The organism is Salinicola corii (assembly GCF_008298015.1).
GTDB lineage: Bacteria > Pseudomonadota > Gammaproteobacteria > Pseudomonadales > Halomonadaceae > Salinicola > Salinicola corii.
Genome location: NZ_VTPX01000001.1, coordinates 608,725 through 623,705, shown reverse-complemented (window position 1 = coordinate 623,705; position 14,981 = coordinate 608,725). Strand labels below are relative to the sequence as shown.

Sequence of the window (14,981 nt, the reverse complement as noted above, 5' to 3'; positions counted from 1 at the left end):
GTCACTCTCCCGAGTCGAAAGCAACGTGGCGAACGGCTCCGTCGAAGATCGCTTGAACCGCGGTTTCGGCGGACTGCCAATCGAGCCCAGCGTCGATGAGATCCGCGCGAGCGGCGTCCCAGTTCGACTCGCTGCCACTCGCCGCCGTGGCAGCCCATTCCTCTTCGTCAGCCCAGGATGTTTCGGCCTCTGTCCGTTCGTCCTGGCTGATTGCAGGTTCGCGAGGCCAGGGCGCAGCCAGAGTCGGCTCGGGTGTCGGATCTGACTCCTTGCGCGCGGCTTGCGCTTCCTGCTCGGCTTTGAAGCGCCGCAACTCTTCCAACTCGGCGCGATCTGCCTCCTGGCGCTCATTCTCTTCGCGCAGCCGGCGATGTTCGGCCTCGATGGCGGCCTGCTCGGCGGCGAGCTGCTCGCGCTGCACAGCGGCATCGTGCATGGCGCTGATCTCATTGATGACCCGGGCCCGCTCGTCTTCCGCTTCCTGGGTCACGTCGAAATAGTCGCCGGTGTCGATGCCCTGCGCCTGATCATAGAGCTCGGCCAGGGCGGAAGAGTCGAGCCCTTGGGCCGTGTCGAGATAGCTTGTGATCTCGCGAGCAATACGCTGTCGCAGCCGAGCAATCCGCTCTTCCTTCTTGCGCTGCTCGGCCTCGTCGACGACCTGCTTTGCGTCCCGGTGCGGCTGCTCCAGCTTCTCGATCTCAGCGATGAGCGATTTGCCGTAGTTGTTCACCCGCTCGATGAACTCACGGTGCGGCTTAGTGATCGCCAGTCGGGCTTTGTCTGTCCCGGTACGGTAGCCGGTCAGCTCCTTGATCGAGGCCTTGCCGGCTTTGTAGCCTTCGGCGGTCGTGTAGTCCGGCACGTTGCCGTGCTTGGCGCGCAGCTCGGCCAGCGCCTGATCCACGCGCGTCAGCTCGATCAACTCGTTGCTATAGGGTTCCTGCTGCTCCATGTTTTCGGCGGTATCAGCCATGGTTGCTCTCCTGTGGTTGCTGTGCTGTCTGGGCCTGCCGTTCTGCCTGCTTGGCGCTTGTCACGCGCTCGATGCCCTGCTGCATGGCGTCTTGGAGCTGCTTGCGCGCAACGCCGGTGGTCGCATCGTCCAGCCGGGCAATACTGGCCCGGTCGGATAACTGGTTGAGCGCCTTGTCACCGGCCAGTTGGATGCTGCGGGGGTGCGGCAACTGGTGCTGAAGCATCTTGCGCTGACTCTCGAGCCAGCCCTTGAACTCCTGGCGAAGACGATCAAGCTCGGCGTCGAGGTTGTCGGACTTCGCCAGTCGCTCTTCGGTACGCCTAGCGGCGACATAACCCTGGTCGTCGTAGAGGCCGCTGAAGATGTCGGCAGAAAAGCCGAGCAGCGAAAGGCACTTCTTCATGGCGTCAGACGTGGATTTCTTCGGCGCTTCGCCGTCAGTCATCCACGTGCCTTTGTTGGTGCGGTAGACGGCGCGGGTATGGCCATACTGCTCTACCTCGCCGCGCTCGCCGTTGAGCTTGTACCAGAGCTTCATGCGGATCGTGTGCGTCTGCTCGTGGCCAATTACCGTGCCCTGCGCGTCGGTGACGGGGGCGCCCTGATCGAACCTCTCTTCGTCGATGCTGTAGCCCCAGCCGATCCCCATCGGCCCGAATTCCTTCGTGGCCATCTGGATCATGTGGATGGTGTCGATCGATGTGATCTTCTGCCCGCCGACAGTCGCTTCCTTGGTCGCCGATTCGGGCGTCGTCTTCACGCGCTCCCACAGCGCCATGTGAGAGCCGGGCTGTTGAGCGCCGGCGTCTTTATCAATCGCGGTCACGTTTCTCTCTCCAGCCCGTTAAGCGGGCAAAAAAATGCGCTCAGGGCGCTTGAGTTGTTCGGTTGCGGATGAACCCATCCACGTCACCGGTATGCGTTCTACCTAGGTAGCGGAATCGCCGGCGGCTGGGCCAGTAGTCGAGCCGATGGCCGTCTAACTCTCGTGACCAGTGGTGCTCTGTGTGCTTGGTCCAGCCAGCCGGATCGGCTTGCTGCAGGTTGCGTTCTCGTCGCTCTCGGTGGTGTTCTCTGAGTGCTCGGAAGTCATCGCCCATGTCGCCCATTACGCTGCTTCCCTCCGTTCCAGCTCCCGCCGTGCCACCTCTCTGCACATACCGCTGATCTCGTCGTAAACGACTCTGCGTAGAGCCCGGGTTGCCGCTTCGATGTCGCTTGGCTGTTCGGCCAGCGCCAAATCGGTGACGAGCTTCGTTATCTCGTCTTCGTCGACCCGGCTGATCGCCTCGCCGCGGTTGCAGTTCATGAAACCATGGCCGCGCCGCAGCATGTCGATCAGATCATCGGTCTGCCGGCCGAGCGCCAAGTCATACCGCGCCCGGTCGTCCACACGGCGCTCGTAGTCCGCCAGGTCTCGTTCGACTGTGCTCATGACACCCTCCAGATTTCGAGTAGTGGCTGTTCGCCGAAACGTTTGCGCTGCAGGCGGCGCTTGAATCGCGTCAGCCGAGATTCCGGGGCGCGATCTGATAGGCCCAGCCGACGCCGGGCAATATCTGCTGTTCTGGTCATAGCTGGACCTTTGGAATAAAAAAGCCCGGCGGGTGCCGGGCAAGGGAGCCGCTGGATCGCGGCACGCAGGGACTGGAGACTTTAGCCGGGTTACCAATGGTCTATTGGCTTGCCAGCACAAGAGTGAGAGCTTCGTGCTATCCGCCCGAAGAGGCGGCGACAAAAATGACAACGACGCAGGTGATCCCCATGACGAAGATATTTGCCGCCATGCTTTGCAGCATGGTCATGACGTTCGCGTTCGCTTATGCCGACCAACCGGTACAGGCCGGGGCTGCTTCCCACACCTTCACGCAGGAGATTCAATTCGAGGGCCAGTGCCCTGAAGTCGCCGAGTTTTCGGCGCTGACTGCAGACGATGGTCGTATGCTCGCCCAAGGCTGCTGCAAGGTCTGTCGCGCTGGCAAAGCCTGCGGCAACAGCTGTATCAGCCGGAGCTACACTTGCCATCAACCACCAGGGTGCGCCTGCGACGGTTGAACCTCCATCCGAAGCGGCTCTCCATATGAAAGCCGTTTCGGATGCCGCCGTATTCTCAGCCCAGCGGCAGGCTATCGGCCGCACTGCGCAGCGGATCGCGTCATGCTCGTTGGCGTAGCTCGTGGTAGATGCCATTCAAAAGCTCACGCCCCTGCCGACCATGGATCGTTTCTACCCCGTACTCCCGGTCCATCCGGTGAGCCTGAATTGCCTGAAACGTCTTTTCAGCCATGTGCTGAACTACGCGCCCAGCCTCTGCCACCACTTCACGTGCCATTCGAACCTGCTCTTCGTCGCTCTCCGGCATGCCGTGCTTTTCTATCCAGCGCTTAGCGGCGGCATGGTGATGCGGTGTGATCATGTCTTCGGTGATCTGCACGTTGTCTCTCCTGTAAAAATCCCGAAGCCCACTCTCGAATGGGCTTGGGGATGCGCCCTGCCGTAACAAGGCGCTGAATCCTTACCGGTATTTCGACAGCCCCGGTCGGCGTAATCCCCTCGGCCCTCGCGCTCTCCACGCTACGTGCTGTTGGGGCTACCTGGTTTTTAAAGAGCGTGGCCTTCCTGGCCTTTTGGGCGCTGTCCGTTGCGTTCATACCGAGGTACATCTCTGCGCCTCACGGAACCTATTAAAGTACCTATTAGGTACATCGTCAACCATGAAGAAGAACTTTTTTGGTACATACGAAGTCGAAGATGGCTAAGCCGCTGAAAGGGCTAGCGATTCGCTGCGAAAAAATTCGCTCAGGGCGGATCGGCTGACGGAATCAGGGTGGCTGGCAAAGAAAAACCCGCCGGGTGGCGGGTTTGAGGAATCTTATCTTCTTCAGGCTATCGCGCGACGCGGTTGGTACGTCCAATCACCTGATTCTGACGATCAATAGCCCTGTCGATAACTTTTTGATAAACACGCTTTTTCTCTCTCGAAGACGCTGTACGAATGAATTCAGAGAAGGCGGTTGTCTCGACTTTTTGGCTATCGTTGAAAAATGTAAGCATTTTTTCACCTACGGCTAGGGAGTCCCTGTAGCAGGGACTCGGCAGTGTATTTCTCAGGGAGGTGGGTGTCAATACGATCCACGCCTGCTTTGTAGGACCTCACCGAACAGTCATTGTTCTTGACGATGAGATCTACATGCACGGATTTGCCGTGCTTTCGCTTAATCTCATGCACAACCCTTCGGGATTCAAAATACTGTTCTACAAAGGTTTCCATCCGAATGTTCCGACCTTCATCTGCCTCTCGGCGCAGAACAAAATCCCAAGCTAGATACGGGTCCTGGTAGACGTACAGGATCTGCACGAAACGACCTCTACCCAGGGATCGTTCTACATTCTCCATAGCAATATTGAGGCTGGATAGCGTGCCGTCAAGTATGAAGCTTTGGCTCTGTTCGAGCGCGAAGTCATGAACCTTGGACACCAGAATAGATACTGCATACTGAAACAGCCACGAGTTATCTCCTGTATACCACTCAAATTCATGGCGCAGCTCGTCGGGGTCAATTCGCAGAACTCTGCCCCCTTCGTTATGGAAGGACTGTAGCAACTCAAGGGATGCCTCAGTCTTACCAGCTCCCGGGGATCCAGCCATGAATACTGAGGCTGGCTTCTTTTCCCGAGGGAAGATCTTCTTGTCGGTTATACGTCGCGCTATCTTCTTCTTGTTTTTCTTAGCAAAATCAACTGCTAGTGCTGAGATCACCTCATCTGATAGGTTGTTCATACTCTTCCTTACACCGCCCCGCCGCGCCACACGACGTGGCCGACGATCAGCCAGTCTTCGGCGTCCGCATCCACATGGTGGCGACCACAACTCCGATGATCTGGCAGTTGCCGTTGATCTTGACCCACTGCTCCGGCCAGCTGGGGTTCCGGGCCTTCAGCATCTTGCCACCGCCCGGCTCCTCTACATACTGCTTGAAAGTCGCCTCATTCGATTCCGTCAGCACCGCCACCACGTCATCCCCGTCGAAAGGAACCACCTCGGGGTCGACGTAGATTATCAGGTTGGGCTCGTAGCGCGGGGCCATCGACTGCCCTTTCACGCGCAGCGCGAAAGTCCGGTCGGAGCACCCCGGCGGCCGCGGCACCATCTCGTCACTGACAGCCTCGACGTTACAGACCTCAGTCCACGCCCCCGCCTGTACCCACGAGATGACCGGCACATACCCATCCATGCGCGGCGCGGGAGCAACATTCGACTCAAACTGCGCAGGGTGATGAGCAACGTTCGAGTCGCCGCGGCCGGAATGATCGGTGTCTAGCCAGCCTTTCGGCTTATCGAAGCATTCCTCAATGTGCCTGGCCAGCCGGTCCCCGATGTTCTTGGTCGGGTTTCTGCCCATGAATCGCGATGCCTGGGTCGGCTCACGGTCGATGCGCGAGGCAAAACTACCAGTGCCGCCAACTTGATCAGCTAACGTTCTGGCGTTCTCAAGGCGAATTTCTGAGATCTCTTTCATGAGCTCTATTTGAGCCCACTTGTACTTATTAGGTACAGAACCTTGACGGTACATTTGGAGTGGATGACAATGTACCCCGGAGGTACCTATCGATGCCTGAATCAATGAACGAATCCCTTAAGCAGTACTGGCAATCCATGTCGCCCGAAAAGCGCGACGTAGTGGCGGCCAAGGCCGAAACCACTACGGCCTACCTGCGGCAAGTTTTGGCCTGTGGACGCACTCCTGGCGCGGCCATGGCCAAGAGCATCGAGATTGCTACGGATGGCGAGGTTTCCCGGCGAATGCTGCGCCCGGATCTGTATGCCGACCTGCAGCCCGCCGCCTAACCACGAAACCAGACTACCCAAAGGTCGACACCATGCCCATGTCTGACAACCGACACCCCAGCCGTGACGCCCTGCTCCGGGATGGCTTTGGCCAGCTACGCGAGCAGCGTGGGGTATCGCTCGAATCGTTCGCCTTCACGCTCAACGCGCTTGTCCACGCCATGGCGCCCGCCAAGTCCGACAAGATGCCGAACCTGTCTTCGCTGGGCGGCCTGAATGCAGAGTCGATGCGAACCATTGAGAGTTGGCGCAAGCGCTGCGAGCGCTGGGTTGATGGCGGCACCGAGCTGCCCGCGTGGCTGGAGGAGCCCTTCGTCACAGCGCTCGAGGAGCACGGCGACACAGATACGCGTGTCCAGTTGGCCCGGCGTCACGGCTTCATGGGCGTGCGACGCCCTGCCCTTGGTGACGCCCCAGCCTGTGCATTCGCCGCACTCGGCTCCGTTGGACGCGAAACCGGCGATGTCATGGGCGTGGTGAGCGAGATGCTGCAGGACGGTGTGCTGGACGAGAGAGACCGCCAATACGGCGAACAGGCGCTGACGGATATCGACGATGCCGTCGCGGCACTGATGAGCATGCGCGCCTTGATTCAAGAGCGCGTGATGGGAGCAAGGCCGGCCCTGAGGTCGGTCAACCAGTAACGAAAAAGCCCCGGGCGGCGACCAACCAACCCCGGGGCTTTCATACAACCAGTGAGGTAACTATGAATCAGCTCACATCGAATGTCCAGCCAACAATGACCAGTCTCGAAATTGCCGAGCTTGTCGAGAAGCGGCACGACAACGTAAAGCGAACCATCGAAACGCTGGCAGATCGCATGGTTATTGCTTCTCCTCATTTTGAGGAAAAGCCTACCGCTGGCCGCCCGGTCACTGTTTACGTGTTCTCGGGTGCGACTGGAAAGCGCGACAGCACTATCGTCGTCGCCCAGCTCTGCCCCGAGTTCACCGCCCGGCTCGTCGACCGATGGCAGGAGCTTGAGGCCCAAAACGATGGTGGCGCCCTCCCCAATTTTGCCGACCCTGTAGCCGCTGCCCGCGCCTGGGCGGACGCCAAAGAATCCGAACAGCTCGCTCTGGCTCAAGCCGAAGCCGCTCGTCCCGCTGTCGAGTTCGTTGAGCGCTACGTTTCTTCCGACTCTGGCAATAAGGGATTCCGTCAGGTCGCCAAGCTTCTCAACGCCAATGAGCGCGAGTTCCGCGAATTCCTGCGCGACCAGCGCGTCATGTACCGCTTGGGCGGCGAGTGGATGCCCTACCAGAACCACGTCGACGCGGGCCGCTTCGTCGTGAAGACCGGCGTCGCCGAGAACGAGCACGCTTTCAACTCCGCCAAATTCACCGCCAAGGGCGTCAACTGGGTTGCCGGCCTGTGGGCACATCGCAATATGCAGGGTGCAGCATGAGCGTCGAAGCCATGTCCTGGGCTATGAACCAGACAGTCGTAACCGATTCTGGCGCGCGCTTCGTGCTCGTCGGTCTCGCCAATCATGCCGACAAGTTCGGCCGCAACGCCTTCCCTTCCAACAAGACGCTATCCGAGTACACGGGGCTTTCCGGGCGCACAGTGACTCGGAAAATTGCCGATCTGCTAGAGCTGGGGGTTATCCAAGAGGGTAACCAGGCCATCGTCGCAGCTCATATCCCGCGCCCTGATCAGCGCCCGGTGCTCTATGACATCGCGATGACCGATGACACCCCCAAACGGGGTGACAGGGTGTCACCTCGATCAGAACGGGGTGACAACGTGACAGGAGTGGGGTGTCAGCCTGACACCAACGGGGTGACATCTGTGCAGGAACGGGGTGACACAGTGTCACCCGAAACGTCCTTTAAACCATCCACTGAACCATACGATGAACCAGATCGGGACGAGGGGGCTGCGCCGCCCTCTCCGTCTGCTGGCTTGGTTCCTGCTGCAGAGCCTCGCTGCGCAATCCCGCCGGACATGCCTGGCCCAAAAGATCCGACATGCAAGACGTTCAAGCCCTGGGCGAACTACGCCGTGACCTACCGGCAGCGTTACGCCGAGTGGCCGATCTGGAACCAACGCATCGCCGGACAACTGTCCCAGCTGGTCGACCGCGTCGGCCAAGACCTGGCTCCAGGCGTCGCCGCGTATTTCCTTCGCTGCAACAACGAATTCTATGTCCGCAAAGGCCACCCGGTCGGCCTGATGCTGCAGGACTGCGAGACCCTGGCGACCCAGATGCGCACCGGCTCCCAGATGACCGCAACCCGGGCACGACAAATCGACGGCACCCAAACGAACCTGAGCAATGTCGATGAAGCCCGAAACCTACTCGCTTCCGGCTGGGAGGACTGATCCATGCCACTGACGAGACAAGACGCCGAAGGTTTGCTCGAGACGGTCTATGCGACTGCCGAGCTGCTGGGAACCGAGATTCGTCCGGCTACTGCCACGATGATGATCAAAGACCTCCGACCCTATGAGCGCGCCGAGATTGAGCAGGCGCTGGGCCGGTGCCGCTCTGAGCTGACCGGGCGCCTGACGCTTGCAGCTGTGCTTGAGCGTATGCCGAGTGCCCAGCAGCACCTTTCGCCCAATGAGGCATGGTCCGTTGCTCTCCAGTCGATGGATGAGATGGACACGATCATTTGGACGCAAGAGGCCGCCGCGGCAATGGGAGTCGCCCGGCCGATCATGGAATCCGGAGACAAGGTTGGTGCCCGAATGGCGTTCATCGCCGCTTACGAACGCGAGGTTGGCAAGGCCAAGGCGGAGGGGCGTCAGCCGGAATACACAGTATCCCTAGGGGAGAGCAAGGAGCGGCGCCAGGAGACGATCCAGAACGGCATCAAGCAGGGTTTGCTGCCGGCGACCAAGGTCGAGCACCTGCTGCCCGCGCCGCATGGCTTCGACGAAGACGCTGGCCAGACCGAAGAGGAAAAGGAGCGCTCGCGCGAAGCAATCCGGCATATGCGCAACCTGCTGAACGACGATTCCGCCGAGAAGCAGCGCGAGGCACGCGAGTATTTCGAGCGCATGGAAAAGCGACGCCAAGAACTCATCGATCAAGCCGAGCAGCAGGCTCGTCAGCGAGGTGCCGCATGACAATCCTGACATTCCCACAGCACAACCGCGTCGACCTGATGCAACTCACACTCGGGGTTCTCGGCAACGGTCCGGCCAGCGCGGAAGACATCAGCGAGATCCTGGCGAAAAAGGGTTATCACGGCTTCAGCGCCGAGGGCGTTGAACAGGCGATCGATGGGCTGCGCCGGAACGGCTACCCGATAGAGAGCGATGGCGATGTGTACTGGCTTGGTGATTCGCCCAAGGGGGCCGCGTGAGTATCAATCTAGACGGACTCGCAGGAACCTTGGTTCTGATCGCGTGGGTCGCCGGTACCGTAACCGCATCCGGGTTCTGGTCGACGCTATTCGCGATCTTCTTCCCACCATGGTCGCTCTACCTGATCGCTGAGCGATTGTTGCAAATGTGGGGTGTCATATGACCAAGGAAGTGGTCATTCGAGTCGACAGCATCAAGGGCGCTCAGTTCGCCCTTTCACGCGCGTCGGCGGCGATCAGCAAAGGCATCGAGGCTGGCCCGATTGAAGTTGTGCTTCGCCGCCCTGGCAAGTCCCGCCTTCAGGAGGAGAAGTACCACGCGATGATCGGCGACATCCATCGCCAGTGCTTCCGTGGTTACTCGGTCGAGGGCGTAAAGGCTGTGCTGGTCAATCAGTTCGCTCATGAAATGGAAGAGCAAGGAACGCCTCTATCGAAGCCTGGCGAACGGGTCTGGGACTGGGTGCTGCAGTCGCCGGTGTACGTGAGGCCATCGACAACCAAGTTCCGAAAGGCTGAGGCCGCCGCATTCATGGAGTTCCTGTACGCCACCGGTGCCGAGCTTGAGGTCGCTTGGAGCGAACCGGCGCTCAAGGCCTACAGCGAATTCAAGGAGGCGGCTTAGATGGACAACAAAACCTTCATCATGCAGCGCTTGGACAAGAAACAATCTGGGTGCTGGGAGTGGAAGCTTTACAGGGATCCTGATGGCTACGGTCGATTCACTCGGCCAAAGATAAGCCCAATGGCTCATCGGGCGGCATACATCATTCTGATCGGCGAAATCCCGGCCGGCTTCGATGTCGATCACAAATGCTGGAATCCAGCCTGCTGCAACCCTGAGCATCTTCGATTACTAATCAGCTCTGAAAACAGAAGCCGACAGAGATCATCTTTGCAATCTCGATGCAAGCATGGGCACGAGATGAAGGGTGACAATGTTGCGATATATGCCAATGGAAGAAAGGCATGTAAGACCTGCGTTAATCAAAGGGTGCGGAATTATTCGGCCAGGAAAAAGGAGCGCGCCGCATGAAGCGCACTGCCCTCAAGCGCAAAACGGCCCTCACCGCTCGCCAGCCGATGCGCCGGAAGTCGCCGCGCAAGCGTGAGGCCAGCCCAAAGCCGCGCAAGACCGATCCCCGCTTCCGCTCGCCGGCCTACCTGCGTTGGGTGCGCTCGATGCCCTGCTGCGTCTGCCTACAGGACGCCACCGACGCGCACCACGTGATCGGCTTGGGCTGGGGCTTGTCCGGCATGGGCATGACAGCGCCCGACTCGTTCGCCATGCCGGCCTGCCGTGAATGCCACGGAGATATCCATCGAGACCCGGAGTTGCAGCGGCACCAGTCGGACTGGCTACTACAGATCATCGGCTACGGCTTGCGTCAGTTCCCGGCCGGCCCGATCCACGACGCGCTGATCGAGGCGCGAACGTTCGTTATGAGCAAATGGGAGGGTTCGCAATGATCGTAGGGATCGATCCCGGACAGAAAGGCGGCGTTGCCAGCATCTCCCCAAGCGGCGCGGTAACCGGGCAGCCGATGCCGCTGGCAGGCAAGGAGATCGACGGGCATGCCTTAGCCACCCTCCTTCGCGTTCAATCGCCAGCTCTGGTGATCATCGAGAAGGTCCACTCGATGCCGGCCCAGGGCGTGGCGAGCACTTTCAAGTTCGGCATGGGATTCGGGCTGGTGATCGGGATCTGCGACGCGCTTGGGCTGCCCTATCGGCTCGTGACGCCACAGGCTTGGAAAAAGGCGGTGCTATCCGGCACCGCCAAGGATAAAAGCGCGGCAATCAATTTCGTCCGCCGGGCCTATCCTGGCCTCGACCTATCGCCTGGGCGGCTGCGCGCCCCACACGACGGCATCGCCGATGCGGTATGCCTGGCTGAGTACGGCCGCCAACTGATGACCAAGGAGAGAGCATGATGATCGACACCAACCCCCGCGTAGCATGGGCCGCGGCGTTCGAGACCGGTATCCGCACTCAAGCGATGGTCAGCATGCTCGAGGCGCAGACGGATGCGCACACCAAGAAAAGCGGCCGCCGCCACACATACTCCGACGTCGCAATGAATGACCGCGGCGAAGAAGTGGTGCTCAACTACACCCGAGACCAGGTGTCAGCGTCTGAGACCAGGAGCCGGAAAGGCGGCGCCGGCGCAGCGCATGGGGAAGACGCTTTCCCGATCTGGCAGGCGGTGAAGCGCCTCGAGGAATCGAACCCGGTACTGGCCGCCGTCGGTCACTGGCTATCACTCAACGACACCGGCGCGGCGAACGAGTACCTGGACGACGTCGCGGATACGATTCTGGTCCGGTACCAGATGGCGATCGGCATGGATGCGTGGAACGGTTATCGTCGTGCGCGCCGAGAGCGCGTCGAGGCGCTGATCAAAGCGCGGATGATGCAGGATCGTGACAACGTGGATGGATCCCGGCCGCCGCTGCAACCCCGGGCAATCTGCCAATCGATCTACGGGCTTTGGGGTATCCGGATCATCTCGGATAACTGGAAACAGGACGGCTGGGACAAGACGTGGCCATTGCTCGGCGACATCGTTTCACAGCTCGAATCAGAAGCCATGGAGCCAATCATGACAGCAACGCGCGATGCCAACCGAGAGATGCGCAATTTTATTGCGCGAGCCGCTTGACGAAATAAGGGTGGAAATGTAGGCTTCTCGCTAAGCTGTTCGAGCTACGCGCTTAGCAGCTCCAAAACTTCAAGGGCTCGCTTCGGCGGGCCTTTTTAATTGGCAGGTCAGTTTTGTGGACTAGACTCCTGGGGCACTTCGACTTGAGACAAATTGTATGTCCCATACAAAGATCCTGATCCTGGTAATTGCTCTTGCATCTGGAATTCTGGCCTTAAACGGTTGTTCCCCCATCCCAGACGCCCCAGGGCCTATCGGTATCCCCGGGATCTAAGCTACAGCACAGCTTTGAGCGCCTCGACTTCAGTCGGGGCGTTTTCATTTGCGCTACGGACTGGGAGTATCCCGGTCGGCGCACTTCAAGACCATGCGAAGCTCCGCGCTGCATGGCAACCCGCCGACGGGCGGTACATTGGTGATGGCCCCAATGAGGGCAATGTGCTCAAGGGTGAATGCGTGGCTTGACTGCGTGCGCACTGACAGCGATAGGCGCCCCGATAAAGGCCAGCTGCTTGCCGGGTAAACCCGGTCATCACCACCTATTCAACGCCTCGGCCTATGCCGGGGTGTTTTCGTGTTCGGCCCCGCCAGGTCAATTATCGGCTACCCCCTTTTCGCCAATCGCTGGCACGGGGCCAACCTATTCGAGCGGCCACCTCGTTCGATCTTGCCGGCTCCCCTTCGCCGGCCTTTTCTTCTGGAGCCTTCCATGATCAACGTCACCTTCGACGTCGCTTTCGATCGCGTCATTGGTCATGAAGGCGGGTATACCGACGTGCGCGCTGATCGCGGCAACTGGACCAGTGGGACGGTTGGCGTTGGCGAACTCAAGGGGACCAAATGGGGCATCTCAGCGATGAGCTATCCCGAGCTGGATATCCGCAACCTGACCCGTGACGACGCCAAGGCCGTCTACAAGCGCGACTTCTGGGATAAGGCATCGGATAACGGCCAGTTTGACGGCGCCATCGCGTATCAAATGTTTGACGCTGGCATCAATCACGGGCTGAAGACGGCGATCAAGCTGCTGCAGCGTGCGGCAGGCGTGAAAGACGATGGGCTCTATGGTCCGGTCACCCGCAGCGCGGTGAACTCGGCGTGGCTAGACGACTTGCTGAAGCGGTTCCTGGCGGCCCGCCTCCGCTACATGACCGATATCGGAGCGTTCACGACTTTCGGCCGCGGCTGGTCCCGGCGAATCGCTGACAATCTTCTGCTGGCTGCAGATGACACACCGAATCCGAAATAACCATAACCCTACTGGTACGCAGGCCGCCCGAGAGGTGCGCCATGAAACATCGCAATCATGAGAACCGAGCCATGCCAGGACGTGATCCGAACAACTGGCAGCCGTTGCTCGACCACTTGCCCTACTTCCTCGTCGCGTTCCTGACGTTCTGCGTCGCCCTGGCTCGTGGCGTACACGATGGCGGGCCATTCAAGAAGGCGATCCTGGGCGCTGTGGTCTGCACGCTGCTGGCCGTAGCGCTCTATCCCGTATTCATCTGGATTGCCGACACGCGGGGATGGCCGAGCGAGGTCGCTCTGGCGCCGTGCGTTTTCCTTGGATTCCTTGGAACTGAATGGATCCGAAACAAGGCCGACGACCTTTACGAGATCATCGTGGGCCGATGGCTCAAGTGAGGCTGCAATGAACTGGACCTGGTCAGACATCGGCGACATCGTCGGGAAGGCGGCGCCCACCCTAGGTACTGCGTTAGCGGGTAAGGCTGGAGGAGCAGTCGGCGCAGCTCTGGCCGACCTGCTCGGCGCTGACTCGACACCGGAGAGTGTGAAATCCGCTATCGATTCAAATCCTGAATGGCACCTCAAGGCCCGAGAGCTTGAGCTCGAGATGCAAAAGGCCGTATTGGCCGACCGGGATAGCGCTCGTGGGCTTCAGAAGGCAGCTCTGGCCGCCGGGAAAGGCGAGTTCCAGAACTGGCTGGCTGCCGGGGTGCTGGTCGGCGGGATTATCATGTTGGGCTGCATCGCGTTCATGCCTGCCGATGGGCTGACCGACAACACTCGGATGTACATCCTCGGTTTCCTTACCGCTGCAATGACCCAGGTGCTGAACTATTTCTTTGGGTCAACGCAATGGGGGAACCGGAACGCGAAACTGACAGCAGAGTCACCGAGCGCTAATCTCTACAGCCAGATCGGCGTTAGAGGTTAGTCACACATCCTCGTATACGAAACCTTTTATGAACTTAGCCAGCTTATTGTCTTTCTCGGTCTCGAGCTCAAGAATCTCTCGGGTGTGATCAGGGCTTAGCTCGTTCAAGATCACGGCAAATCCGGTCATCAGCCGGCATATCTCAACGTAGCTTTCACCTGGACGTCTGCTCTCATCGCTCATGCCGACCGCCCTCTCTCGGTAGCAAAGGTAAAAAACGGAATCAAGTCATTACACACAGTAACACTGTGTGCGTGGACTGTGTACCTACACAACTGGTTGAGAGGCAGGAGTGGTTAAGCATCTAGCGCACAGGGTGGCAGCACAGACGGCCCAGCCGCCACTGGGCCGCCATCACTAGTGAGTATAGACCGGGTCGTCTTTCGAGCCCTTAACAAGGTCGATTGAATGCTCACAGTCAGTCTTTGCTTTGTAGCTCTCTGAACTTCTGGCAATTGCTTCGCCATTCCTTGCGTAGTAAACCCAGTACCACTCGCCGCGGTTGTCCTTCTGCTGCTTGTAACAGGGGTTAGGCATGAGAGGTGTCCTTTGCCACAAATGGACGTCTCCATATTCGGAGACATCAACAACCTAACACCCGCAACTGGGGCGTACCACGGCGCATAGGGCGTAAGCGAAACGCTACCGGTAACGTAAGCCAATCGCTATTGAGTGATGAGAACGAGGGGTATTGAGGCGGCTGCTAATGCAACCGCCGCCGGTAACTTCAGCTCTCAATCATCTGGTGAGTCGAAGACGTGTTGGCTCACTTCTACCCTGTCACCGATTTCCCATCCCGTCTTCGCGAGAATGTGGGCAGGAGTATTCTCGGGAACGTTGAAATACAGGCTATAAACCATTTCTCCGCTACTGCCGGTATCTTCTTGAAGGAGCTCTTCAATATCCACTTCGTCGACATCTTGGGCAGTAAGGCCGCATCCAATGTCTTCGGCGATCTTTTGTGATGTACCCATCTGAGGCGCTCCAGGTTAGGG

23 protein-coding genes are annotated in these 14,981 nt (G+C 59.3%); 15 read left to right on the top strand and 8 right to left on the bottom strand.

Features of this window, described 5'->3' with window-relative positions:
* Position 1: 1 nt before the first annotated feature.
* The 3 genes from F0A16_RS02910 to F0A16_RS02900 form a co-directional block, all read right to left on the bottom strand.
* Complete coding sequence (locus F0A16_RS02910; protein WP_149433874.1) at positions 2-976, bottom strand: hypothetical protein; 975 nt, start codon at positions 974-976, stop codon at positions 2-4.
* The gene (locus tag F0A16_RS02905) at positions 969-1,805 is read right to left on the bottom strand and encodes a hypothetical protein (RefSeq protein WP_149433873.1); all 837 of its coding nucleotides are present in this window, start codon (positions 1,803-1,805) and stop codon (positions 969-971) included. The genes F0A16_RS02910 and F0A16_RS02905 overlap by 8 nt, the downstream gene beginning before the upstream one ends.
* Before the next feature lie 282 nt (positions 1,806-2,087).
* The gene (locus tag F0A16_RS02900; RefSeq protein WP_149433872.1) at positions 2,088-2,414 is read right to left on the bottom strand and encodes a hypothetical protein; all 327 of its coding nucleotides are present in this window, start codon (positions 2,412-2,414) and stop codon (positions 2,088-2,090) included.
* 305 nt (positions 2,415-2,719) lie between these two features.
* Between F0A16_RS02900 and F0A16_RS02895 the strand changes: the two genes are divergently transcribed.
* Positions 2,720-3,034, top strand: a complete 315-nt coding sequence (locus F0A16_RS02895; RefSeq protein ID WP_149433871.1) for a hypothetical protein — start codon at positions 2,720-2,722, stop codon at positions 3,032-3,034.
* 100 nt (positions 3,035-3,134) lie between these two features.
* Here F0A16_RS02895 and F0A16_RS02890 read toward each other — a convergent pair whose 3' ends face one another.
* The 3 genes from F0A16_RS02890 to F0A16_RS21955 form a co-directional block, all read right to left on the bottom strand.
* Positions 3,135-3,413, bottom strand: coding sequence for a hypothetical protein (locus tag F0A16_RS02890; protein WP_149433870.1), 279 nt, complete (start codon positions 3,411-3,413; stop codon positions 3,135-3,137).
* A gap of 624 nt (positions 3,414-4,037) precedes the next feature.
* The gene (locus tag F0A16_RS02885) at positions 4,038-4,760 is read right to left on the bottom strand and encodes a zeta toxin family protein (RefSeq protein ID WP_149433869.1); all 723 of its coding nucleotides are present in this window, start codon (positions 4,758-4,760) and stop codon (positions 4,038-4,040) included.
* 46 nt (positions 4,761-4,806) lie between these two features.
* The gene (locus tag F0A16_RS21955; RefSeq protein ID WP_149433868.1) at positions 4,807-5,499 is read right to left on the bottom strand and encodes a LexA family protein; all 693 of its coding nucleotides are present in this window, start codon (positions 5,497-5,499) and stop codon (positions 4,807-4,809) included.
* A 92-nt stretch (positions 5,500-5,591) separates the two neighbouring features.
* On the opposite strand from F0A16_RS21955, the gene F0A16_RS02875 reads away from it, so the two are divergent.
* The 14 genes from F0A16_RS02875 (at position 5,592) to F0A16_RS02810 (ending at position 13,986) form a co-directional block, all read left to right on the top strand.
* A complete protein-coding gene (locus F0A16_RS02875; RefSeq protein WP_149433867.1) occupies positions 5,592-5,828 on the top strand; it encodes a helix-turn-helix domain-containing protein in 237 nt (78 codons plus the stop codon).
* A 38-nt stretch (positions 5,829-5,866) separates the two neighbouring features.
* The gene (locus tag F0A16_RS02870) at positions 5,867-6,472 is read left to right on the top strand and encodes a hypothetical protein (RefSeq protein WP_149433866.1); all 606 of its coding nucleotides are present in this window, start codon (positions 5,867-5,869) and stop codon (positions 6,470-6,472) included.
* A gap of 62 nt (positions 6,473-6,534) precedes the next feature.
* Positions 6,535-7,236 carry a phage antirepressor KilAC domain-containing protein gene (locus F0A16_RS02865; RefSeq protein WP_149433865.1) on the top strand — a complete coding sequence of 234 codons (702 nt, stop codon included), beginning with the start codon at positions 6,535-6,537 and terminating at the stop codon, positions 7,234-7,236.
* Positions 7,233-8,156 (top strand): helix-turn-helix domain-containing protein, encoded by a 924-nt coding sequence (locus F0A16_RS21865; RefSeq protein WP_223119689.1) that lies wholly within the window; start codon positions 7,233-7,235, stop codon positions 8,154-8,156. The genes F0A16_RS02865 and F0A16_RS21865 overlap by 4 nt, the downstream gene beginning before the upstream one ends.
* Positions 8,157-8,159: 3 nt before the next feature.
* On the top strand, positions 8,160-8,906 hold the full coding sequence (locus F0A16_RS02855; RefSeq protein ID WP_149433864.1) for a hypothetical protein: 747 nt from the start codon (positions 8,160-8,162) through the stop codon (positions 8,904-8,906).
* Positions 8,903-9,145: a helix-turn-helix domain-containing protein gene (locus tag F0A16_RS02850; RefSeq protein ID WP_149433863.1), complete on the top strand. Its 243-nt coding sequence runs from the start codon at positions 8,903-8,905 to the stop codon at positions 9,143-9,145. The genes F0A16_RS02855 and F0A16_RS02850 overlap by 4 nt, the downstream gene beginning before the upstream one ends.
* A gap of 160 nt (positions 9,146-9,305) precedes the next feature.
* Positions 9,306-9,770 carry a hypothetical protein gene (locus tag F0A16_RS02845; protein ID WP_149433862.1) on the top strand — a complete coding sequence of 155 codons (465 nt, stop codon included), beginning with the start codon at positions 9,306-9,308 and terminating at the stop codon, positions 9,768-9,770.
* Positions 9,771-10,181, top strand: a complete 411-nt coding sequence (locus F0A16_RS02840; RefSeq protein ID WP_149433861.1) for an HNH endonuclease signature motif containing protein — start codon at positions 9,771-9,773, stop codon at positions 10,179-10,181. It abuts the gene before it with no gap.
* Positions 10,178-10,615 carry a DUF968 domain-containing protein gene (locus tag F0A16_RS02835; RefSeq protein ID WP_149433860.1) on the top strand — a complete coding sequence of 146 codons (438 nt, stop codon included), beginning with the start codon at positions 10,178-10,180 and terminating at the stop codon, positions 10,613-10,615. Before F0A16_RS02840 ends, F0A16_RS02835 begins: the two co-directional genes overlap by 4 nt.
* A complete protein-coding gene (locus F0A16_RS02830; protein WP_149433859.1) occupies positions 10,612-11,079 on the top strand; it encodes a RuvC family protein in 468 nt (155 codons plus the stop codon). The genes F0A16_RS02835 and F0A16_RS02830 overlap by 4 nt, the downstream gene beginning before the upstream one ends.
* A complete protein-coding gene (locus tag F0A16_RS02825) occupies positions 11,076-11,807 on the top strand; it encodes a hypothetical protein (RefSeq protein WP_149433858.1) in 732 nt (243 codons plus the stop codon). The genes F0A16_RS02830 and F0A16_RS02825 overlap by 4 nt, the downstream gene beginning before the upstream one ends.
* A gap of 709 nt (positions 11,808-12,516) precedes the next feature.
* The gene (locus F0A16_RS02820; protein WP_149433857.1) at positions 12,517-13,056 is read left to right on the top strand and encodes a glycoside hydrolase family 108 protein; all 540 of its coding nucleotides are present in this window, start codon (positions 12,517-12,519) and stop codon (positions 13,054-13,056) included.
* A gap of 71 nt (positions 13,057-13,127) precedes the next feature.
* On the top strand, positions 13,128-13,451 hold the full coding sequence (locus tag F0A16_RS02815) for a phage holin family protein (protein WP_187775883.1): 324 nt from the start codon (positions 13,128-13,130) through the stop codon (positions 13,449-13,451).
* A 7-nt stretch (positions 13,452-13,458) separates the two neighbouring features.
* A complete protein-coding gene (locus tag F0A16_RS02810; RefSeq protein WP_149433855.1) occupies positions 13,459-13,986 on the top strand; it encodes a hypothetical protein in 528 nt (175 codons plus the stop codon).
* Between the two features lie 357 nt (positions 13,987-14,343).
* Here the strand turns inward: F0A16_RS02810 and F0A16_RS22170 are convergent, their stop codons facing one another.
* Together F0A16_RS22170 and F0A16_RS02795 are read right to left on the bottom strand one after the other, a co-directional pair.
* Positions 14,344-14,523 (bottom strand): YegP family protein, encoded by a 180-nt coding sequence (locus tag F0A16_RS22170; RefSeq protein ID WP_149433853.1) that lies wholly within the window; start codon positions 14,521-14,523, stop codon positions 14,344-14,346.
* 197 nt (positions 14,524-14,720) lie between these two features.
* On the bottom strand, positions 14,721-14,960 hold the full coding sequence (locus tag F0A16_RS02795) for a hypothetical protein (RefSeq protein WP_149433852.1): 240 nt from the start codon (positions 14,958-14,960) through the stop codon (positions 14,721-14,723).
* Between the last annotated feature and the right edge of the window lie 21 nt (positions 14,961-14,981).